We start from the raw sequence: 21,572 nt of genomic DNA on the forward strand, positions 1-21,572 counted from the left end.
TGCCTATGGAACGTCTGCACACGATATTCGTCTCGTTCTTCAAGATCGGGCTCTTCACCTTCGGCGGGGGCTACGCCATGATCCCGCTGATCGAACGCGAGGTGATCGACAAGCGGCACTGGGTCGAACGCGGGGAGTTTCTCGACCTGCTGACGCTGGCCCAGTCGGTTCCGGGGCCCATCTCGCTCAACACGTCGGTCTTCGTCGGATACAAGATGCGCGGACTGCGCGGTGCGGCGGCAGCCCTGCTGGGCACCATTCTCCCGTCGTTCGTCATCATCCTCCTCATCGCCCTCTTCTTCGCCAACATCCGCCACAACCCCGTTGTCGACGCCGCCTTCAAGGGGATGCGTCCGGCGGTCGTGGCGCTGATCATCGGCCCGGTGATTTCGCTGGCCCGCGGCATGCACTGGTCGATGTTCTTCATCATCGCGGCTGCGGCGCTGGCCGTCTGGGGTCTCGGGTGGTCCCCAATCTGGGTACTGGTGGCCGGTGCGGCCGGCGGCATCGCCTGGGAGCTGGCCGTCGCCCCGAAGATCGCCCGACACAAAAAGAATCCCGAAGCATGAATCCGACAAAAAACATGAAATACAGTCTGTCTCTGGGGCTTCTGCTCCTTGCGCTGCTGACGGCAGGGTCCTCGACGGCCCGGACCACCGCTGCCGCCTCTACAAAAAAGCTCATGGCCGGCACCGGCTCCTCCACGGAGAAGGTCCGGCAGGCGCTGGAACGCTTTTACCGGGCATACGCCGGTTGGATCGCGGCCAGCTACAACGAACATCCGGAGAAGCCCGCCCTGCCCCTGGACAAAGCCACCCGCCGGAAGGTGGAAAAGGCTGTCGCCGAAACGGCGGGAATCCGCTGCTGCGGGCCCAGGACTTCAACAAGCGGTCGCTGCCGACGATCCGGGTCGAACACGTCGAGGGTGAATGGTATGCCATCGCCTATCTGGCGACATACGAAAACCGCTGCGTCGTCATTCCGGTCCGCGCCCTGCTGCGCAATGGACAGCTGGTAATCACGGATGTCACACTTCCCTCACTCACTGCGGAATGATTCTTCTCTGGCAACTCTTCGTCTCGTACCTCAAGATCGGATTCTTCGGATTCGGCGGCGGCTACGCCATGCTCTCGCTCATCCAGAACGAGGTGGTCGTGCAGCACCAGTGGCTCACCAACGCGCAGTTTGCCGACATCGTGGCCATCTCGCAGATCACCCCCGGCCCGATCGCCATCAACTCGGCCACCTACGTGGGTTACACCGTGGGGCTGGAGACGGGCCATGTCTGGTGCGGCATCCTGGGCTCGGCCATCGCCACGCTGGCCGTCTGTCTGCCGTCGCTGACGCTGATGATCCTCGTGGCGCGGTTCTTCCTGAAGCTCAAGAACAACCGGCTGGTCGAAGGGGCCATGCGGGGGATGCGCCCCGTGGTGATCGGCATGATCGCGGCCGCAGCCCTGCTGCTGATCTTCCCCCACAGTTCGGAGCCCGACGAGCAGAACTTCATCGACGCCTGGAGCTGGGTGCTCTTCGGAGGCGTCTTCGTCGGATCGTGGCGCAAGGTGAACCCCATCCTGCTGATCATCCTCTCGGCCGCGGCCGGTATCCTGATCTACTACGTCTTCGGCCTTTAGCCCCGGCCAGGGGAGGGTGAAAAAACCGAGCGGGTGCGGAGGAGAAAACCCCTGCACCCGCACAGACACGGTTGCCGACACACCGGATGTCAGCGACCCTTTCCGGCTGCGGAGTTCCGACCGCGGCCGAACAGCTGCCGCCATCGTCTGATGATGTGCAGCAACGCCAGCACCCCGAGCGCGAGACCACCCACATAGTGGTAAAATCCGATGTGGGCGCCGAACAGCCACTTGACAATTCCCGTTACGGCCACCGCCAGAAAGACCACCGCAAGCAGCACCACCATCCACCGGCGCAGCCCCTTGCAGCCGGCCGTAGCCAGCGAGCGGTACCAGGCCCAATGCCCGTAGACGTGGAGTCCGACAAGGACCAGGAACAGCAGCGAAAGGATGATATGCGCCAGCTTCCAGACGTGCCGGATTTCGGGAGCGCCGGCATGTTCAAACAGGTGGAGTCCGATACCGGACCCGCACAATCCGACCAGCACGGGGAACAAGACCCGATCGGTCCAGAGATTCAATTTACGTTTATCCATTTATCTTATGAACATAAGGTTTTCCAATCCTGCAGGCGCGTAACGCAGTCCGGCCGGATCCGATCCGGGAACCGACGTGGGCTATTCGGGCCCCGGCTGCGGGGACACCGAGAGGCAGAGGCCGACCTCGCACATGAACCATCGCGTGAAACAGGCGGCATCGGTCATCCGCACAGCCCGCAACACCGTCAAAACACGCTCCGCATGTTTACTCACAAGGCGAGGGCCATGGCCCCGCCCGTAAGCAGCAACATCAGAAAGACAATCAAACAGAGGATTCCGAGCAGTGCAACGGCGGTTCCGATGCAGCCCCAGCGTCGTTCGCAATCGGGCAGCGGGTCGGTCAGCAACGCGATGATCAGCCCCACGAGCGGCGTGAAGATCAGACTCAACAGAAAGGCCCAGCCGAAACCGATGCGGCGCCGGCTGCCGATGATGCCCACCAGCACCGAGAGCAGCGAACCGCTCAAAAGACCGAAAATGACAGCAAGAATACTCATATCTTCCGAATTTTTGTTTTCATCAAATCATTGATCAACAGGCGGAAGCCCACCTGCTGCATTCTCTCTTCTCTCTTCTTCTCTTCTCTTCTCCTCTCCTCTTCTCTTCCTTTCTACGGTTGTCCATCTCCCTCTCGTATCTCTTCCCCCCTATTTTCTTTCTCTCCTCCTGTTGTATGCTTACGCTGTCACCTCTCTCTGCCGGCCCCGCTCTGCCAGCCCTTCTCTGTTGGTTCCTCTCTGCCGGCCCCGCTCTGCCAGCCCCGCTCTGTTCTCTCACTGTTGGCCTCCCCTCTTTTGCCTCTCTCTTTGCCTCTCTCTCTTTGCTCCTCTCTTACCGGCCACACGCTCTTTGCCACCTCGCTTTCCGACCCGGAGCAGCCGTGCAGGCGATGGAACAGGCAACGGGCCGTGCGATTCAGAATCGGATCAGCGTCTGAAGCGGTAATAGGTCCCCAGCGGGAGCTCCTTGCCGGCACGGTCCGTGAAGCACAATTCGCCCCATTGCTCCTCCTCGGGAGCGCCGAAGGCCTGTCTGACGGCCGTGCGGGCCAGCGTCGACGACAGTCCCATCGAGTAGAGGTTCAGCACCAGGAAGGCCCCGCGCGGCTCGAGTAGCTGCGCACAGCAGTCGAGCATCTCGCCGATGTTCTCCTCGAGGACCCACTTTTCGCCGTTGGCACCGCGTCCATAGGCCGGCGGATCGAGAATGATGCCGGCGTAACGGTTTCCGCGGCGCACCTCGCGGCGCACGAACTTCAGCGCATCCTCGACGATCCAACGCACACCGTCCAGACCGCTCAGCTCCATGTTCTCGCGGGCCCACGTCACGACGGGCCGCACCGAATCGACGTGCGTCACCTCGGCTCCGGCGGCCCGGGCGGCAAGCGTCGCACCGCCCGTGTAGGCAAAGAGGTTCAGTACACGGGGCGCGGCAGCCGGAAGGGTTTCGGCGACCGACGCATTCCGGACGGCCGATTCCGCAGCGACATGTCCGACGGCAGCATGTCCGGCGGCGTGCCCGGCGGCGTGCCCGGCGGCCTCCGCACCGCACAGACGCAGCACGTTCTCGTAGATGAAAATCCAATTGGCGGCCTGCTCGGGGAAGATCCCGACATGCTTGAACGACGTAAGGGCCAGCCGCATGCGGAGTTTCATTCCGCGGTAGGCATAAGCGATCGTCCAGCGGTCGGGCATCTTCGGATCGAGCTGCCACTCGCCGCGTTCATCGTTGCGCAGGTCGCGCCGGAACGAGGCATCGGCCAAGCGCCGCCACTCCGCCTCGGGGAGCGAACGCCGCCAGATGGCCTGCGGTTCGGGACGCCGCGTGACGAAACGGCCGAAACGTTCGAGCTTTTCGAAATCGCCCGTATCAATGAGTTCGTAATCCGCAAAATCGGGAGTCAGTTGCTGCTGCATATCGCTAATGTTTTTTCTCCTTGTCCATCCGGCGCCGCGGGCACTCCACCAGCGTCATTTCGCACGCCTTGCAATCGAACCCGAGCCGGAAACGGTCCGCACCGTGCTCCAGATAGAGATCCCCGCGCAGGCGCGACCCTTCGCGCAGGCACTCGCCGATCTCGCGGCGGATGCAGTAGGCCGAGCGCATGACGGTGCACCCCTCGAGCGACGGAGCCAGTTCCAGCGGCCGTTCGATCGCGCACACCCCGTGGTCGCGGTAGAAGGCCTCAGCCAGATGATTCGTTACGTTTCCGTCGGCATCGAGCCGCTCCGACGGGTAACGCGCCGCCCGGTTTTCGGGGAGGATGCGGTGTTCGAGCGGCCGCTCCTCGCGCTGCCGCAACAACCCGGCCAACGCTTCGCGCCGCAGCTCGGCAGCCAGCGACGCGGGGACGAACCACTCGCCGCCCCGCACCTCCACCTCGCGCACGGCGAAGATCGTGTCGCCCGACTTCATCGCCTGTGCGCGCAGCGTCGCGGCATTGGCCTCGGGGTTCTTGGCCCGCTCAAGCGGCACATCACGCCGGGCTGACGCCTCCAGCCCCTCGCAATCGGTGCAGGTGACGATCACCCCTTGGGCCGAGGCTTCGACCAGAGCCCGCGTCGGAATGACCCGCCGCATGCGGCTGCGCTCCAGAGCCAGCGAGAAACGCCGGTCGTAGTTGCGGCAGAGCTCCGCCCCGGGCGTAATCCCTTCGATGCGGTTGGGGGTGATGCGGCGCCCCTCGACGGCGTTGATGTTCGTCCCGACGACGCCACGCGGCGTAATGAGGCAGATGCCGTCACCCGGAGCCAGATCGGCATCGCCATCGATCCGGAAGCTTCCGCCCGAGACCTGCGCTACACGCCCGATACGCTCGCCGACGGCCTTCGGCGTATCGAACGAGGCCACACCGGCCCGCTTGCCGTCGAAGAAATATTCGGATTCGCCGCGCGTAAAGCTCTTTGCCGGGTCGGGTTCGAAATCGGGCACACTCTCCCCCACCGAGGCGCGCCGCAGCGCAGGCCGTGCGGCCAGCACCTCATCCAACGCCCGGCGGTACCAGGCCACCACGTTGCGGATATACCCGGCATCCTTCAGCCGCCCCTCGATCTTGAACGACGTGACGCCGGCGTCGACCAGTTCGCCCAAACGGTGCGAGAGGTTCAGGTCGCGCACCGAGAGCAGATGCTTGCCGGTGATGATCCGTCGGCCGCGACCGTCGACGAGGTCCCACGGGAGGCGGCAGGGCTGGCTGCAGGCGCCGCGGTTGCCGCTGCGGTCCGACATGGCCCGCGAGAGGAAACAGCGGCCGCTGTAACCGACACAGATGGCGCCGTGGACGAAGACCTCCACCTCGGCCGGCGTGGCGGCACAGATGGCGCGGATCTCCTCCAGCGAGAGGGCCCTCTCGAGAATCACGCGTGCGAAGCCCGCCTCGGCCAGAAAGCGGGCCCCTTCGGGCGTACGGTTCGAAACCTGGGTCGAGGCATGCAGCTCGACGGGCAGATCCATGCGCCGCAGGGCCATGTCCTGCACGATGAGGGCATCGACCCCGGCATCGACGAGTTCGCGGGCCGTACGTTCGGCCTCCGGGAGTTCGTCGTCCCACAGCAGCGTATTGAGCGTGGCATGGACCCGCACGCCGTACCGGTGGGCATATTCGACCACGCGGGCGATCTCGCGGGCGGAGTTACCGGCGGCCTGCCGGGCCCCGAAGCGGGCGCCTCCGATATAGACGGCATCGGCCCCGGCATCGACGGCCACGACGGCCGACGCGTAATCGCGGGCCGGAGCCAGCAGTTCGACAGTTCTCAAAGCGATGGAATTTTGCACAAAAATACGAAATTTCGCCGCACGGACAACCCCGGGGTGTTTTTCCCGCGGAAAAAGATACACTTTTCCGCATTTTTTGTAATTTTGCCCTGCGTAACGCGAAAACACACAAAAACATCCGATATCATGCTTACGATCAAGCAAATCCGGGATGACCGGGATGCCGCCGTCCGCAAACTCGCCAAGAAAGGCGTCGACGCCGCCCCCGTCATCGACAAGATCCTCTCGCTCGACGACCGCCGCAAGGCCATCCAGCTGGAACTCGACAATACGCTGGCCATACAGAACAAGGCCGCCAAGGAGATCGGCGCCCTGATGGGCCAGGGCCGCCGCGACGAGGCCGAGGAGCGCAAACACTTCGTTACGGACCTCAAGGAGAAGTCGGCCCGGCTGCAGGCCGAGTCGAACGACGTGCAGCAGGAGCTGCAGGCCACGCTCGTCACGCTGCCCAACTTCCCGGCCGACATCGTCCCCGAAGGCAAGACGGCGGCTGACAATCTGGTCGTGAAACTCGTCGAGAGCTACACCAAACTGCCCGAAAACCCGCTGCCCCACTGGGAGCTGGCCAAGAAATACGACATCATCGACTTCGATCTGGGCGTCAAGCTCACCGGTGCCGGTTTCCCCGTCTACAAGGGCAAGGGAGCCCGCCTGCAGCGTGCGCTGATCAACTACTTCCTCGACTGCAACACCCGCGCCGGCTATCTGGAGGTCGAGCCTCCGGTGATGGTCAACGAGGCCTCGGGCTTCGGCACGGGCCAGCTGCCCGACAAGGAGGGTCAGATGTACCACGCCACGGTCGACAACTACTACCTCGTGCCGACGGCCGAAGTTCCCGTGACGAACATCTACCGCGACGTGATCCTCGACGAGAAGGACTTCCCCGTCAAGATGACGGCCTATACCCCCTGCTTCCGCCGCGAGGCCGGTTCCTACGGCAAGGATGTGCGCGGTCTGAACCGTCTGCACCAGTTCGACAAGGTGGAGATCGTCCAGCTGTCGCTGCCCGACGTATCGTATGAGGCGCTGGACGGCATGGTGGCTCATGTCGAGTCGCTGGTCAAGTCGCTGGGTCTTCCGTACCGCATCGTACGGTTGTGCGGCGGCGACATGTCCTTCACCTCGGCGCTGACCTACGATTTCGAGGTCTACTCCGAGGCCCAGAAGCGGTGGCTGGAGGTTTCGTCCGTTTCGAACTTCGAGTCGTTCCAGGCCAACCGTCTGAAACTGCGCTACCGTGATGCCGAGAAGAAGATCCACCTGGCCCACACGCTCAACGGCTCGTCGCTGGCCCTGCCGCGTATCGTCGCCGCAATGCTCGAGGATTTCCAGACTCCCGAAGGCATCCGCATCCCGGAGGTACTGGTTCCCTACACGGGCTTCGATATGATCAAATAGTTTGATTTTATCAAATAAGTTTCTATATTTGCACTATACACATTAACCACAAACACGCAAAAAAATGGCTTACAAAATCACTGATTCCTGCGTAGCATGCGGGACCTGCATCGGCGAATGCCCGGTAGAGGCCATCTCGGCCGGCGACATCTATGTCATTGATCCCGACAAGTGCATCGACTGCGGCACGTGCGCAGGCGTTTGCCCGAGCGAGGCTATCGTTTCGGAGTAACGAACGGATATGACCGTAAAAATACACCTCGGAATCTTTCTGAGGTGTATTTTTTATGCCTCCCTCCCCATGATGCGACTCCTTCTTTTTTGCGCAGGGCTGCTGCTGACGGCCTGCGGCTCCCGAACCCGCACCCTCGAACAGGATCTGGAACAACTCGCGGCATCGCTCCCCGAGGCCCGAATCGGTATCGCCATCCGTACTCCCGACGGGGAGACCATCTCCCGGCAGGATGTGCCGCTGCCGCTGTTGAGTGTCTTCAAGTTTCCGGTGGCCCTGGCCGTGCTGGACAAGGCCGACGCAGAGGGGACTCCGCTCACGACGCCCGTCGAGGTAGGCCCCGAATGGCTCGATCCCGACACCTACAGCCCGCTGCGTGACTCCCTGCCGGCGACGGGCGGACGGGTTACGCTCGGCGAATTGTTGCGATACAGCACGTCCCTGAGCGACAATATCGCCTGCGACCGTCTGTTGGAATACGTTGGAGGCCCCAATGCCGTGGAGCGCTACGTGTGCGAGAAGGCCGGGATCGAGGGATTCCGGATCGCCGCCACGGAGCGCACGATGCACCTCGATCCTGCCAATCAGCGGATCAACGTCGCACGTCCTTCGGCCGTCTGCGCACTCTTTGCCCGCCTGCTCGAGGGCGGACTGCTAACACCGGAGCACGAAACCCTGCTGCAACGGCTACTGGAGGGTGCAGTCACCGGCACGGACAAACTCCGTGCAGGGCTTCCCGAAGGGGCCGTCCTCGGGCACAAGACCGGCTCGTCGGACCGCACGCCGGAGGGTCTCCGCATCGCCGATAACGACGCCGGCTATGTCGTACTGCCCGACGGCCGCCACTACTGCGTGACGGTGTTGGTCACCGACTCCCCGGCCGACGATGCGAAGAACGCTGCCGTGATTGCGGCCATTTCGAAACGTATTTACGAACATTTCACCGAAAAACAATAGCATGAACGATCTCGAAATGATGCGCGCGGGGCGGTGGCTCCACGCCGTGACACCCCGCATCGGCGAGGCACTGCTCCGGGCCGAAGAGCTCTGCTTCCGGCTCAACCAACTGCCGCCTTCGCGGCGTGAGGAGCGCGAGGCGATCATCCGCCGGCTCTTCGGCCGCGTCGGCCGCAACATCACGCTCCACAGCCCGTTCCACTGCGACTTCGGGGAGCAGATCTCCGTGGGCGACCACTTCGTGGGAAACTTCAACCTGACGATCCTCGACGAGGCACCCGTGACGATCGGCAACCACGTTTACATCGGCCCCGACGTGGGGATCTACACCGTGCGCCACGCCCTGCTCGCGGAGCAGCGCAACGAGGGGATCATGCAGTCGCTCCCCGTGACCATTCACGACGACGTCTGGATCGGGGGCCACGCGACGCTGCTCCCCGGTGTGACGATCGGCCAGGGGGCGGTGATCGGTGCCGGGAGCGTCGTGACACACGACATTCCGCCGCAGGTCGTGGCCGCAGGCAACCCCTGCCGGGTGCTGCGCCCCGTCACCGAGGCCGACCGCATTCCGGAATCGGAGACCGATTGACCCGCTGCGGCGTAGTTTTGCCCCTTCACGCCGCAACGGTCAAAGGATCTTTCACGAGAGCGCAGCCCGTCAAACTCCCAAAGATCTTTTTCATGAAAAAGCCGCCCCGTGTTTCGGAGCGGCTTTTTTTTGAGGATAGCGGGCTGAACGAGGCCGGCAAAGAACGACGAAACCGAACCTGCAGGTTGGCTCCGGCGCGATCACTCGTAAAGCAGATATTTTGCCCGCAACTTGCGGAAGGCCTCAGCTTCGGGCAGCCAGCGGGCGCGAATCTCCTCGTCCGAGGCACCGTCGAGGATCATCTCCCGCACCCACCCCACGCCGATCAGCTTCTCGAACATCGGCGTAAAGAAGTCCTCGCCCATCGCCAGATCCCCACAGGCATCAATCACATATTTCAGTGAGAAGCCCACACTGCGGGCCTCTTCGAGCGGCATGCGGCTCAGATCCTCGCCCCGACACAACAGCCCCTCAAGCGGAGGATGCTTGGCACCAGGCGTCGGACGCGGCGTGAAGGAGAACGAACGCCCCTTCATCGAGGGATGGCCATAGATTTCAAACGGCTTCGAAGTTCCGCGTCCGAGGCTCACGACCGTTCCCTCGAAGGGACACAACGCCGCATAGAGGTAGACGGCACGCTGCGTCGGGAGGTTGGGCGACGGCGCCACGGGCAGCCGGTACTCCGTGGCGTGGGTGTAGTTGCGGCAGGGGACTACCGTCAGATCGCACGCGCGGGCCCACCCCTCGCCCACGGCCATGCGGGCGATCTCGCCCATCGTCAGACCGTGCAGCACGGGGATCGGCAGCGCCCCGACCCCCGACCTGTAACGCATGTCGAGCAACGGCCCCTCGACCTTGTCGCCGTTGGGATTCGGACGGTCGAGGACGATGACCGCCCGGTTGAACGCGGCGCAGGCATCCATCATCCGCAGCATCGAAATATAATAGGTGTAGAAGCGCAGTCCGACATCCTGCATGTCGACCACCAACACATCGAACGAGCGCATCGCCTCATCCGACGGTCGCAGTGTCCTCCCGTCATACAACGAACGGATCGGAATTCCCGTACGGGCATCCACCGAACCGGAGACCTTTTCGCCGGCGTCGGCCGTCCCGCGGAAACCGTGTTCGGGAGAGAAGATGGCCTCGACGTCGAAACCGCTCTCGTGGAGCAGATCGACCAGATGAACCCTTCCGGCGGCATCCACCGTCAGAGGGTGTCCCTCGGCGCCGACGGCTCCGGGCATCCGCGCCACCGAGGTCTGGTTGGCCAGCACGGCGACCCGCCGGCCGCGCAGCCGGGGGAAGTAGGCGGCCGTATCGGTCATGCCGACCTGCACGCCCGCGTTTTCGACCGGACACGCCGCCTCCGCGGCCCCCGCCGCAAGGAGCCCGGTCAGCAAGGCAACGCACCCCGCGGTCCGGCGAAGGAATCCGCTACGCATTGGCGCCGAACTCCATGAGATAGGCCTTGATGAAGGCATCCAGATCGCCGTCCATCACCGCCTCGACGTTCGAAGTCTGGACACCCGTACGGTGGTCCTTGACGCGGCGGTCGTCGAAGACATACGACCGGATCTGCGAACCCCACTCGATCTTCTTCTTCGAGGCTTCGAGCGCCTGCTGCGTGGCCATGCGCTTGTCCAGTTCGCGCTGGTAGAGTTTCGACCGCAGGATGCGCATCGCATTCTCGCGGTTCATCAGCTGCGAACGTGTCTCCATGTTTTCGATCAGATACTCGACCGGTTCGCCCGTATCGGGGTCCTTGCCGTGGTAGCGCAGCCGCACGGCCGTCTCGACCTTGTTGACGTTCTGGCCGCCGGCCCCCGACGAGCGGAACGTATCCCACTCGATGTCGGCCGGGTTGATCGTGATCTCGATCGTGTCGTCAACGGCCGGCGAGACGAAGACCGACGCGAAGGTCGTCTGCCGCTTGTTGTTGGCATTGAAGGGCGACAGACGCACCATGCGGTGAACGCCGTTCTCGCTCTTGAGGTAACCGTAGGCGTATTCGCCCTCGAACTCCAGCGTGCAGGACTTTACGCCCACCTCGTCACCGGCCTGATAATCGAGCACCTTGACCTTGTAGCCGTGGGCCTCGCCCCAACGCGTGTACATGCGCATGAGCATCGAGGCCCAGTCCAGCGCCTCCGTACCGCCCGCTCCGGCGTTGATATCCATGATGGCTCCCAACTTGTCCTCGTCGCGGCGCAACATGTTACGCATCTCGAGCTTTTCGATCTTCTCGAGCGTCGAGGCGTAATGGGCGTCGAGTTCGGCCTCGGTCATGACCCCCTCCTTGACGAAGTCGGGCATCAGTTCGAGATCCTCGACATCCTTGCGGATGGCGTCGTAATCCTCGACCCACGCCTTGATGCCGGCCACCTTGCGCAACTGTTCGCGCGCCCGGTCGGGGTCACCCCAGAAGTCGGGCTCCTGTGTCTTCTCCTCCTCGTTGCGCAGGTCGATGCGCTTCTGCTCGATGTCCAGGCAGCGTTCCAAAGCCTCGCGCCGCTGTTCGAGCTCCTTGATCTGATCGGATAATACCATATGTTGCAGTCTGCTTGTTTGCTAAAATTTCTCGTGAAGCCTGCGTCCCGCGAAGTCCAGGATGAAATCGGCCGTCTCCTCTTCGCCCAGCTTCGAGGAGTTGACACACAGATGATAGGTGGCGGCCTGTCCCCAGGTTCGCAGGCTGTAGTAGTTGTAGTACGAAGCCCGCTGCGCGTCGATGCGCTCCATCATGGCGCGGGCCTCCTCCTCCGAGCAGTCGTGCCGCTTGCGGAGGCGCGCTACGCGATCGGCCTCGTCGGCCGTAATGAAGACGTTGACGCAGCGCGGATTGTCGCGCAGGATGTAGTCGGCGCACCGACCGACGAAGATCGCCGACTCGCGTGAGGCAATCTCGCGAATCACATCGCTCTGGATGCGGAACAGCGATTCGTTGGCCAGGATATTGTTCGTGTTGCCCCCTTCGTAGCCCGTGAACGGAGCACGGAAGTAGCCGATCAGCGTAGCGAACGTACCCTTGGCTTCGCGTTCGTCGGCCCGTTCGAAACACTCGGGACAGAGCCCGCTCTCGCGGGCGGCGAGATTGATAAGCTCCTTGTCGTAGAGCTTGATGCCCAGACGCCGGGCGATGATCTCGCCGACGATCTTGCCGCCGCTGCCCAGCTGGCGGCCGATATTGATGACGAATTTATCCATAGACGATCACTGTTTTTCGGGTTCGGAAGCCTGCTGTCTGCGGAAATAGCGCAGCTGCCAGGTCAGCATGAAGAAGGCGACGATCGAGGCCAGCAGATCCGAGAGCGGCATCGAGGCCCAGACGCCCCAGCTGCCGTCCCACGACGTATATCGGTCGAAGATGTGCGGCAGGAAGATCAGGAACGGCATAAGGAACAACAGCTGCCGCGACAGCGACAGGAAGATGGCCTTGCCGGCCATGCCGATGCTCATGAAGAAGTTCGTGGCCACCATCTGGAAGCCGATGATCGGATAGCAGATGAAGGTGATGCGCATACCCTCGACCGAGAGGCGAATCAACTCCTCGTCCGCCGTAAAGAGGCTGACGGCCAGCCGCGGAAAGAGTTCGCCGATCAGGAATCCGCATACCGTGATGCACGTGGCGCCGATCATCGTCAGTTTCAGTACCCGCATGACGCGGTCGAACTGCCGTGCGCCGTAGTTGTAGCCGGCGATGGGCTGCATGCCCTGGTTCAGTCCCATGACGATCATCACGAAGAAGAATCCCAGACGGTTGACGATGCCGTAGGCGCCGATCATCAGGTCGCCGCCGAACTCCTTCAACCCCTTGTTGATGAGAATGACGATGAAGCAGGCGGCCAGATTCATCAGGAAGGGCGACATGCCGATCGAGAGGATGTCGCGGACGATCTTGCGGCGCAGGCGGTAGATGCCGCGTCGGAAGTGGAGCAGCTCCTGCCGGTCCGACAGGAGCCGGAACTGCCAGACGAGCGAGATAATCTGGGCCAGAATCGTGGCGATGGCCGCCCCGCGGATGCCCCAGTCGAACCAGAAGATGAAGATCGGGTCGAGGATGGCATTGATGACCACCGTGCTGATCGTAGCGTACATCGACTTGCGGGGGTGCCCCGCGGCGCGCAGGATGGAGTTCAGACCCAGATAGATGTGCGTGACAACGTTGCCGAGCAGGATGATGACCATGTACTCGCGGGCGTAGCCGATCGTCGCCTCGCTGGCCCCGAAGAAGTAGAGGATCGGATCAAGGAAGAGCAGGGCGACAATACTGAAGGCGATGCCGATGATGATGTTGAGCATCACGACGTTGCCCAACACGCGCTGGGCCGTCTCGTAGTCGCGCTGCCCGAGGCGCATGGAGACCAGTGTCGCGGCACCCACGCCGACGAGCGATCCGAAGGCCGCGGCGAGGTTCATCAACGGGAAGGTCAGCGCCAGTCCCGAGATGGCCAGGGGACCGACACCATGGCCGATGAAGATACTGTCGACCATGTTATAGAGCGAGGAGGCCGTCATGGCGATGATCGCCGGCACGGCATACTGTACAAGCAGCTTCCGAATCCGCTCGGTACCGAGTTCCAGAGCCGCCACTTTAAGTTCCGCCATAGTTTCTGTTATTGCTTGCTTCTTGTTTTTGTTATTCGTTCGGTTCCTGCAGGGCGCGTTCCAAACCATTCAAGGAGGTTCAAGGACAGCTCCCGGGCAGCCCGTTCGGGAACGGATGCCACAATGGAGAGTCTGTTCGGATTGCCGCAGGTTTCGTCTCTCCGGTTCTCCGGTCCTGCCGGGTGCGCCAGGGTCTCTCCGCCTCCCGGACCGTGCGGGGCTTCTCCCCGACTCTCCGGTCCTGCCGGGTGCGCCGGGTCCTCTCCGCCTCCCGGACCGTGCGGGGCTTCTCTCCGACTCTCCGGTCCTGCCGGGTGCGCCAGGGTCTCTCCGCCTCCCGGGCCGTACGGGGCTTGCCTCGGCTTCTCTCCCCCCCCGATTATCGCGGCACGGCACGGTCGAGGCGGTCAAACCACCCGGCGTAGATCTCCGGCGAGGTCGAAAGCCCCAACTCCTCCGTCATGAAGGCCGACGCATCGCCCGAATACCACTGCCGCGTGACGTAGACCGTCAGCCGCACTTCGGAGGTGAGCCCCGTCGACTGCACGACAAAACTCAGGTGGCGGATCTCGCCGGCCATCGGCACAAGGATCTCCGGTTCGGCGGGCAGCACCTGCCGCGCCACAACGAGTCCCGATGCCCGGTCGGCACTCACGATCAAACACCCCTCACGCTGCAGCAGGTCGAAAAGCAGGTCGTAACACTCTGCGGCGCCGACCGTCATCCGGTGACAGGTAAGGCTGTCCAACTGCTGCGGATCGGGCATTCCGTCGACGACGGAGGTTTGTTTGCGGGCCGCAAGGTAGGCGTTCGACGTGCACGCCTGGAGCAGGCCTCCCGCCAGCACCACCACCGCTGCGACACAGCCCCACCATCCGTTGCCACGGCCCCGCCATCCGCCGCCACGGCCGGCCGACCGCCGGCCGTTTTCCTGCAGGATACGCTTCATACGACCGGATCCGGAGTTACTCCAACTCCCAGTCCGAACCGTCCTTGCGGTCCTTGACGCGGATGCCGGCTGCGGTGAGTCCGTCGCGGATGCGGTCCGACGTCGCCCAGTCCTTCGAGGCCTTGGCTCCCTGACGGATATCGAGCAGCATCTCCACGAGCGGCGTCACGTAGTCGCGGCCCGAAGCCGTACCGGCAGCCTTTTCGTCGCGCAGACCCAGGATGTCGAAGGCATAGAGGCGGAACGTCCGGCGCAGCTTCTCGAGATCCTCGGCCGTAATGGTCTGCGTACCGTCGGCCAGCTGGTTGATCGTGCGCACCCAGTCGAAGAGGGCCGAGATAACCATCGGCGAGTTCAGATCGTCGTCCATGGCCGTGCGGCAGCGCTCCTCGAGTTCGTCGGGCGAGACGGTCGACACGGCCGAGGGCCGGATCTTGCCCAGCGTCTCGATTCCCTTCATCAGACGGTCGAGCCCCTTTTCGGCGGCCTGCAGCGCCTCGTTCGAGAAGTCGAGCGTCGAGCGGTAGTGGGCCTGCAGCACGAAGAAGCGGATCGTCATCGGCGAGTAGGCCTGGGCCAGCAGGCGGTGCGAGCCCGTGAAGAGCTCCTCGAGCGTAATGAAGTTGCCGAGCGACTTGCCCATCTTCTGGCCGTTGATCGTAATCATGTTGTTGTGCACCCAGTAGCGGGCCGAGTCGTGACCCAGGGCGGCGGTCGACTGCGCGATCTCACACTCGTGGTGGGGGAACATCAGGTCCATGCCGCCGCCGTGGATGTCGAAACGCTCGCCCAGATAGCGCGTCGACATGGCCGAGCACTCCATGTGCCAGCCGGGGAAACCGTCGCTCCAGGGCGAGGGCCAGCGCATGATGTGTTCGGGCGAGGCCTTCTTCCAGAGGGCGAAGTCGTAGGAGTGGTGCTTGTCCGACTGGCCGTCCAGCTCGCGCGTATTGGTGACGATGTCCTCGAGGTTGCGGCCCGAGAGGCATCCGTAGTGGTATTTGCGGTTGTATTTCTCGACGTCGAAATAGATCGAACCGTTCGATTCGTAGGCGAAGCCGGCCTCGAGGATGCGCTTGACGAACTCGATCTGCTCGATGATGTGGCCCGAGGCGCAGGGTTCGATCGAGGGCGACTCGACATTGAGGGCATCCATCGCCCGGTGGTAACGCTCCGTGTAGTAGTGGGCCACCTCCATGGGCTCCAACTGCTCGAGGCGAGCCTTCTTGGCGATCTTGTCCTCACCCTCGTCGGCATCGTGCTCGAGGTGGCCGACGTCGGTGATGTTGCGCACATAGCGGACCTTGTAGCCCAGCGCCTTGAGGTAGCGGAAGAGCAGGTCGAAGGTCACCGCCGGACGGGCATGGCCCAGATGGGGATCGCCGTAGACCGTCGGGCCGCAGACATACATGCCGACACGGCCCTCGACCAGGGGTTCGAACTCCTCCTTGCGACGGGAGAGCGTATTGTAAAGTACGAGTTTGGATTCCATAATAATTCGGTTTAACGACGTTTTGAACGGGTAAAGATACGAATTTTATGCGTTATCCCGAAAATTTATCGTACCTTTACCCCGATTATTATGAAATTTCAGGATTTAGGACTCTCGGCGCCGCTGCTGCGCGCCGTCTCGGAAAAGGGTTACGAAACCCCCACCCCCATTCAGGAACAAGCCATACCGCCCGCCCTCGAGGGCCGCGACCTGCAGGGTTGCGCCCAGACCGGCACGGGCAAAACCGCAGCCTTCACGCTGCCCATTCTGCAACTGCTGGCCCAGGAGCCGCCCGTACGGGGACGGCGTCCGATCCGGGCGCTGGTGCTCACCCCCACGCGCGAACTGGCCATCCAGATCGACGAGTGCTGCCGCGACTACGCCCGCTACACGCCGATCCGCCACTGCGTCATCTTCGGCGGCGTCAACCAGCGGCCGCAGGTCGAGGCGCTCGAACGGGGCGTCGACCTGCTCGTGGCCACGCCGGGGCGCCTGCTCGACCTGATCGGCCAGGGCTACATCACGCTCGACGCCATCCGCTTCTTCGTCCTCGACGAGGCCGACCGCATGCTCGACATGGGCTTTATCCACGACATCCGGCGCATCCTGCCGCTGCTGCCCGCCAAGCGGCAGACGCTCTTCTTCTCGGCCACCATGCCGGAGGAGATCGCCGCACTGGCCGCCCGGATCCTGCACGACCCGGTGCTGGTGACCGTCACGCCGCCGGCTTCGGTGGTCGAGACCATCGCACAGCGGGTCTACTTCGCCGAGAAGAGCGAGAAGAGCGAGCTGCTGATCCGCCTGCTGCGCGAATCGGATGCGCGGCAGGTGCTGGTCTTCACCCGCACCAAACACGGCGCCGACCGGCTGGCCAGGATCCTCAACCGGGCGGGGATCGACGCGGCGGCCATCCACGGCAACAAGTCGCAGAACGCCCGCGTACGGGCGATGAACGACTTCAAGTCGGGGGCGTGCCGCGTGCTGATCGCCACGGATATCGCCGCCCGCGGCATCGACATCGACCAGCTGCCGCTCGTAGTCAACTATGACCTGCCGGAGGTGGCCGAGACCTACGTCCACCGCATCGGCCGTACGGGGCGTGCCGGGCGGGAAGGCTCGGCGTGGTCGTTCTGCTCCGAAGCCGAACTGGAGTACCTGCTCGGGATCCAGAAGCTCACGGGGCTGATTCTCCCCATCGAGGGGGAGACCCCGGCCTATGCCGCCGGGGCACTGGAGGAGGCCGCGCGGCGTCAGGCCCGGGCCGACAGGAAGAGCCGCAGCGCCAAGCCGACGGCTCCGAAGCGAAACACTCCTGCCGCACAGACTTCCGCTGCTTCATCCGCCGCTCCGGCGACTTCGGAGGGTGCAAAGACCCAACCCTCCGGACAACCCGCTCCGACCCGAAAGTCGCCCCGGGGCACCGCGCCGACAGCCGCCGGGAAGGTGGCAGCACCCGCCCAGGAGACAATCCCGGACAGCAAAGCGACGGTCCAATCTGCCGAAGCAACGGCTTCTACCGTCCGGGAAACGGCCCCGAACGCCGGAGAACGTGCCGGCACCGCCCCGAAACGCCGACACCGCCACCGTCGCCGCGGGGCTGCCGCAACCCCGGACGCCGCCACCTCCGCACCTTCCGGCCTCTCCTCCCGGAAGCCGAAACAAGCCCCCGAGGTCTCCGCCGGCCAACCGGCCCCGGTGAAGGAGGCAACCCGCGACATGGCGCAGCCGAAATCGGCCCCGACGAAGAGTAGCTCCCGCAACGCGGCGCAACCGAAGCCGAACAGCGGCCATGCCGGCAAACGCCCGGCGGCTCCGACCTCCCGCAACGCGTCGACGGAGCCCCGTCCGGAACCGTCACCGTCACGCAACACCCGCCCGCGCAACGACCGGAACAACGACCGGCGCCAGGGCAGAGACAAGACCTCGCCGAAGGGCTCGCCGCGCACGGGCCGCACCCCGCGCCCCGAGGTTCGGGAAGAAAATCGCATTTCGCATACGAACGATTGGAAAAACCGCGTTAAATCACTACTTTTGCGAACATTCGGCAAATAACCACCGCCTTTAGGAATTTGTGAACGATATGCATCTCTTCAAACGCTGGAACAACCTCGTCGGATGGGGCGTCTTCGCCATTGCGGCGATCGTCTACCTGATGACCATGGAACCCGTGTCGAGTCTCTGGGACTGCTCGGAGTTCATCGCCACCTCCTACAAACTCGAAGTGGGACACCCGCCCGGCGCCCCGCTCTTCATGATGCTGGCCCGGCTGGCCACCCTCTTCGCCTTCGGCAACCCCGACTACGTGGGCATGGCCGTCAATGCGATGAACTCGCTGGCCAGCGCCTTCTGCATCCTCTTCCTCTTCTGGACGATCACCCACCTGGCCCGCCGCATGGCTACGCGCAACGGTGCCGAACTGACCCGCCCGACCATCGTGGCCATCCTCGGTGCCGGCGCCGTCGGAGCCCTGGCCTACACCTTCACCGACACCTTCTGGTTCTCGGCCATCGAGGGTGAGGTCTACGCCCTCTCGTCGATGTTCACGGCGCTGGTCGTCTGGCTCATGCTCAAGTGGGAGGAGCAGGCCGACGAACCCCACGCCTCGCGCTGGATCGTGCTGATCGCCTACCTGATGGGACTCTCGATCGGCGTGCACATCCTCAACCTGCTGTGCATCCCCGCGCTGGTCTTCATCTACTACTTCCGCAAAACGGAGCACATTACCTGGAAAGGCGTCGTCGGCACCACACTGCTGGCCGGAGCCCTGATCATCTTCGTCAACTACATCATCATCCCCTGCACGATCTGGATCGGCGCCCAGTTCGACACGCTCTTCGTCAACACGCTGGGACTGCCCGTCAACACGGGCTTCGCCCTGAGCATGCTGGGACTGCTGGCCCTGATGGGCTGGGCCACGTGGCAGAGCCACCGCCGCCAGCGGCCGTTGCTCAACCTCTTCCTGCTCTCGACGACGATGATCCTCATCGGCTTCTCGTCCTACGCCTCGGTGGTCATCCGGGCCTCGGTCAACCCGCCGATGAACTCCAACAACCCGAACAACCCCCATGCGCTGCTCTCGGTGCTCAACCGCGAACAGTACGGCAACCGTCCGCTGTTGTACGGCGCCCAATACTCGGCGCCTCCCGAGAACGTTACCACCAAGGAGGTCCGCTATCTGGACGAGGACGGCAAATACAAGAAGGCCTCCATCCTGACGGGCTATACCCACGCGCCGGAGTTCATGACCCTCTTCCCGCGCATGTGGAACGCCTCGAAGGGCGAAAAGGAGTACAAGCAGTGGGCCGCCTACCGCACCAAGACCGAGACGCTGCGCGATGAAAACGGCGAGATCCGGCGCGACGCCTCGGGGCGTCCCGTGCGCGGCGAGGTGCTCGACTACGGCCGCAAGCACGTCTACACGGACTCCTACGGCGATACGCGCAGCATCGTCGAGCCGACCTTCGGCGAGAACCTCTACTTCTTCTTCAACTACCAGCTCTCGTACATGTACTGGCGCTACTTCCTGTGGAATTTCGTCGGCCGCCAGAGCGACATCCAGCCCTTGCGCACGACGATCACCGACGGAAACTGGCTCTCGGGCATCCAGTGGATCGACCGCATGTACGTCGGGCCGCAGGACAACCTGCCGCGCGAAGTGGCCGAGAACAAGGGGCGCAATACCTACTATTTCCTCCCCTTCCTGCTGGGTCTGATCGGACTGATCTACCAGTTGAACCGCGATCCGCGCAACTTCTCGATCGTCATGTGGCTCTTCATCATGATGGGTGTAGCGCTGGTCGTCTACTTCAACACCTCGCCCGGCGAACCGCGTGAACGCGACTACGTCTATGCAGGTTCGTTCTACGCCTTCTCGATCTGGATCGGGTGCGGGGTGCTGGCGTTGCGCGAGCTGATCGAACGGATCGCCAAACGCCGCAACCTTGCCACGGCGGCTGCCGCCATCGTCCTTTCGCTGAGCGTGCCGGGAATCCTCGCGGCCCAGAACTGGGACGACCACGACCGTTCGCACCGTACGATGGCCCGCGATATCGGCTGGAACTACCTCCAGTCGACACTCCCCAACTCGATCATCCTCAACTACGGCGACAACGACACCTTCCCGCTGTGGAACAACCAGGAGGTCTACGGCGTACGGCCCGACGTGCGGATCGTCAACACGTCGTACCTCGGCGGCGAATGGTACATCGACGAGATGAAGACCCGCGCCAACGAAGCGGCCGGCGTCCCCTTCTCGCTGCCCAAACACAAGTATACCTACACGAACGATCTGGTGCCGGTGCTGGAGAAGCTGGACCGCGTTCCGGAGCTGCGCGAGGTGATCGACTTCGTGCGCAGCGACGATCCGCGCAGCCAGGTGCAGTACAGCGACGGCACGTGGGCCGACTACATCCCCGCCAAGCGCATTGCGCTGCCCGTCAACAAGGAGAATGCCATCGCTTCGGGGATCGTGGCCGAGAAGGATCGCGACAAGATGGTCGATACGGTCTACATCAACCTGCGGGGCAATTCGGTGGACAAGAGCCAGCTGATGATCCTCGACATGCTCGCGAACTTCGACTGGAAACGCCCCGTCTACCTCACGCAGGTCTACATCATGCAGGACCTCGGACTGATGGATTATCTGCAGTTTGACGGCTATGCCTACCGTTTCGTGCCGATCCGCACGCCGGTGGAGAACCCCTACGAGATCGGGCGCATCGACACGGACTACACCGCACCGCTGCTCCGGGATACGTTCCGCTACGGAAACCTCAACGATCCACGGGTTTACGTCGATTACTTCATCCAGTACAACCTCGCGGCCTCGCATGCCCGCGACGCCTTTGCCCGTGTGGCCAAGGAACTGCTGCGCGAAGGAAAGGTCCAGGAGGCCGTCGAGCTGCTGGACCTGGGTCTGGAGAAGCTGCCCACGTCGCAAATCCGCTTCACGGACTCCAACACCTACCCCTTCCTCGAGGCCTACTATGCCGCCTCGGCCATGGGAGACGAGGAGGCAGCCGAGAAAGGGGATGCCCTGCTGCGGGAGTATGCCCAGACGCTGATCGAATATATCGAGTACTATCTGCGTTTCGAGGGGGCTCAGGGCGACATGGTTTCGGGACTGATCGACGAAAAGCTGGACCAGCTGGGCGACGTCTACTACCTGGCCAGCTATGCCGGACGCCGCGGCATCGTGTCCGAACTGAACAACTACTACCGTACGCTGGGCGTCTCGGAGGAGAATCTCATCCAGGTAGACAGCATCTCCGAAGCGGTCGATTCGGCCCAGAATCTCCCGGCCGAAGCCAAATAGAAACTTCCCGAAGGGGCGGGTGGGGACAAGTTGACCCGAAGCCGGCCCCAGGTCCATACAAATAAAAAACGCACGGATAAAACCGT

Annotated in this window: 19 protein-coding genes and 1 pseudogene; 9 read left to right on the top strand and 11 right to left on the bottom strand. The window is 63.2% G+C overall.

From position 1 onward, the window contains the following. The first annotated feature begins 5 nt into the window (after nt 1-5). From B5G09_RS08215 to B5G09_RS08225, 3 genes are all read left to right on the top strand, one after another. The gene (locus B5G09_RS08215; protein ID WP_087404814.1) at nt 6-569 is read left to right on the top strand and encodes a chromate transporter; all 564 of its coding nucleotides are present in this window, start codon (nt 6-8) and stop codon (nt 567-569) included. A 184-nt stretch (nt 570-753) separates the two neighbouring features. Next, nucleotides 754-1,056, top strand: a complete 303-nt coding sequence (locus B5G09_RS13905) for a hypothetical protein (protein WP_143256506.1) — start codon at nt 754-756, stop codon at nt 1,054-1,056. Next, the gene (locus tag B5G09_RS08225) at nt 1,056-1,634 is read left to right on the top strand and encodes a chromate transporter (RefSeq protein WP_087311021.1); all 579 of its coding nucleotides are present in this window, start codon (nt 1,056-1,058) and stop codon (nt 1,632-1,634) included. The genes B5G09_RS13905 and B5G09_RS08225 overlap by 1 nt, the downstream gene beginning before the upstream one ends. A gap of 89 nt (nt 1,635-1,723) precedes the next feature. Here the strand turns inward: B5G09_RS08225 and B5G09_RS08230 are convergent, their stop codons facing one another. The 5 genes from B5G09_RS08230 to B5G09_RS08245 form a co-directional block, all read right to left on the bottom strand. Then, nucleotides 1,724-2,170 (bottom strand): DUF4405 domain-containing protein, encoded by a 447-nt coding sequence (locus tag B5G09_RS08230; protein WP_087404816.1) that lies wholly within the window; start codon nt 2,168-2,170, stop codon nt 1,724-1,726. Between the two features lie 212 nt (nt 2,171-2,382). Next, nucleotides 2,383-2,670, bottom strand: a complete 288-nt coding sequence (locus B5G09_RS08235) for a hypothetical protein (RefSeq protein ID WP_087310963.1) — start codon at nt 2,668-2,670, stop codon at nt 2,383-2,385. A 34-nt stretch (nt 2,671-2,704) separates the two neighbouring features. After that, on the bottom strand, nt 2,705-2,950 hold the full coding sequence (locus tag B5G09_RS13910; RefSeq protein WP_143256507.1) for a hypothetical protein: 246 nt from the start codon (nt 2,948-2,950) through the stop codon (nt 2,705-2,707). A gap of 149 nt (nt 2,951-3,099) precedes the next feature. After that, the gene (locus B5G09_RS08240; RefSeq protein ID WP_087404817.1) at nt 3,100-4,089 is read right to left on the bottom strand and encodes a class I SAM-dependent methyltransferase; all 990 of its coding nucleotides are present in this window, start codon (nt 4,087-4,089) and stop codon (nt 3,100-3,102) included. A 4-nt stretch (nt 4,090-4,093) separates the two neighbouring features. Further along, nucleotides 4,094-5,929, bottom strand: a complete 1,836-nt coding sequence (locus tag B5G09_RS08245) for a U32 family peptidase (protein WP_087404818.1) — start codon at nt 5,927-5,929, stop codon at nt 4,094-4,096. Between the two features lie 144 nt (nt 5,930-6,073). Here B5G09_RS08245 and serS point away from each other — a divergent pair, with 144 nt between their 5' ends. The 4 genes from serS to B5G09_RS08265 all read left to right on the top strand — a co-directional run bounded on the left by serS (nt 6,074) and on the right by B5G09_RS08265 (nt 9,123). Further along, nucleotides 6,074-7,345: a serine--tRNA ligase gene (gene serS, locus B5G09_RS08250; RefSeq protein WP_087310960.1), complete on the top strand. Its 1,272-nt coding sequence runs from the start codon at nt 6,074-6,076 to the stop codon at nt 7,343-7,345. Between the two features lie 64 nt (nt 7,346-7,409). Then, nucleotides 7,410-7,577, top strand: coding sequence for a 4Fe-4S binding protein (locus B5G09_RS08255; protein ID WP_087260820.1), 168 nt, complete (start codon nt 7,410-7,412; stop codon nt 7,575-7,577). A gap of 69 nt (nt 7,578-7,646) precedes the next feature. Then, entirely contained in the window at nt 7,647-8,534 is an 888-nt protein-coding gene (gene bla / locus B5G09_RS08260; RefSeq protein WP_162608257.1) for a class A beta-lactamase, read from the top strand. 1 nt (nt 8,535) lies between these two features. Then, nucleotides 8,536-9,123, top strand: a complete 588-nt coding sequence (locus B5G09_RS08265; protein ID WP_087310958.1) for a sugar O-acetyltransferase — start codon at nt 8,536-8,538, stop codon at nt 9,121-9,123. A 200-nt stretch (nt 9,124-9,323) separates the two neighbouring features. Here B5G09_RS08265 and B5G09_RS08270 read toward each other — a convergent pair whose 3' ends face one another. The 6 genes from B5G09_RS08270 to cysS all read right to left on the bottom strand — a co-directional run bounded on the left by B5G09_RS08270 (nt 9,324) and on the right by cysS (nt 16,172). Next, nucleotides 9,324-10,451, bottom strand: coding sequence for a DUF1343 domain-containing protein (locus B5G09_RS08270; RefSeq protein ID WP_241147618.1), 1,128 nt, complete (start codon nt 10,449-10,451; stop codon nt 9,324-9,326). A 109-nt stretch (nt 10,452-10,560) separates the two neighbouring features. Beyond that, on the bottom strand, nt 10,561-11,673 hold the full coding sequence (gene prfB / locus B5G09_RS08275; protein WP_087310956.1) for a peptide chain release factor 2: 1,113 nt from the start codon (nt 11,671-11,673) through the stop codon (nt 10,561-10,563). Between the two features lie 21 nt (nt 11,674-11,694). After that, the gene (locus tag B5G09_RS08280; protein ID WP_087404821.1) at nt 11,695-12,330 is read right to left on the bottom strand and encodes a cytidylate kinase-like family protein; all 636 of its coding nucleotides are present in this window, start codon (nt 12,328-12,330) and stop codon (nt 11,695-11,697) included. 6 nt (nt 12,331-12,336) lie between these two features. Next, nucleotides 12,337-13,731 (bottom strand): MATE family efflux transporter, encoded by a 1,395-nt coding sequence (locus B5G09_RS08285; protein WP_087404822.1) that lies wholly within the window; start codon nt 13,729-13,731, stop codon nt 12,337-12,339. Between the two features lie 379 nt (nt 13,732-14,110). Next, the gene (locus B5G09_RS08290) at nt 14,111-14,680 is read right to left on the bottom strand and encodes a hypothetical protein (protein ID WP_087404823.1); all 570 of its coding nucleotides are present in this window, start codon (nt 14,678-14,680) and stop codon (nt 14,111-14,113) included. Nucleotides 14,681-14,696: 16 nt separating this feature from the next. After that, nucleotides 14,697-16,172, bottom strand: coding sequence for a cysteine--tRNA ligase (cysS, locus tag B5G09_RS08295; RefSeq protein ID WP_087404824.1), 1,476 nt, complete (start codon nt 16,170-16,172; stop codon nt 14,697-14,699). A gap of 90 nt (nt 16,173-16,262) precedes the next feature. On the opposite strand from cysS, the pseudogene B5G09_RS08300 reads away from it, so the two are divergent. Further along, a pseudogene (locus B5G09_RS08300) lies at nt 16,263-17,462 on the top strand (DEAD/DEAH box helicase); the annotation flags it as partial. Nucleotides 17,463-18,252: 790 nt separating this feature from the next. Beyond that, nucleotides 18,253-21,486: a DUF2723 domain-containing protein gene (locus B5G09_RS08305; RefSeq protein ID WP_087404878.1), complete on the top strand. Its 3,234-nt coding sequence runs from the start codon at nt 18,253-18,255 to the stop codon at nt 21,484-21,486. Nucleotides 21,487-21,572: the final 86 nt, after the last annotated feature.

It is taken from the genome of Alistipes sp. An54 (assembly GCF_002159375.1).
In the GTDB taxonomy this organism is placed as follows: domain Bacteria; phylum Bacteroidota; class Bacteroidia; order Bacteroidales; family Rikenellaceae; genus Alistipes; species Alistipes megaguti.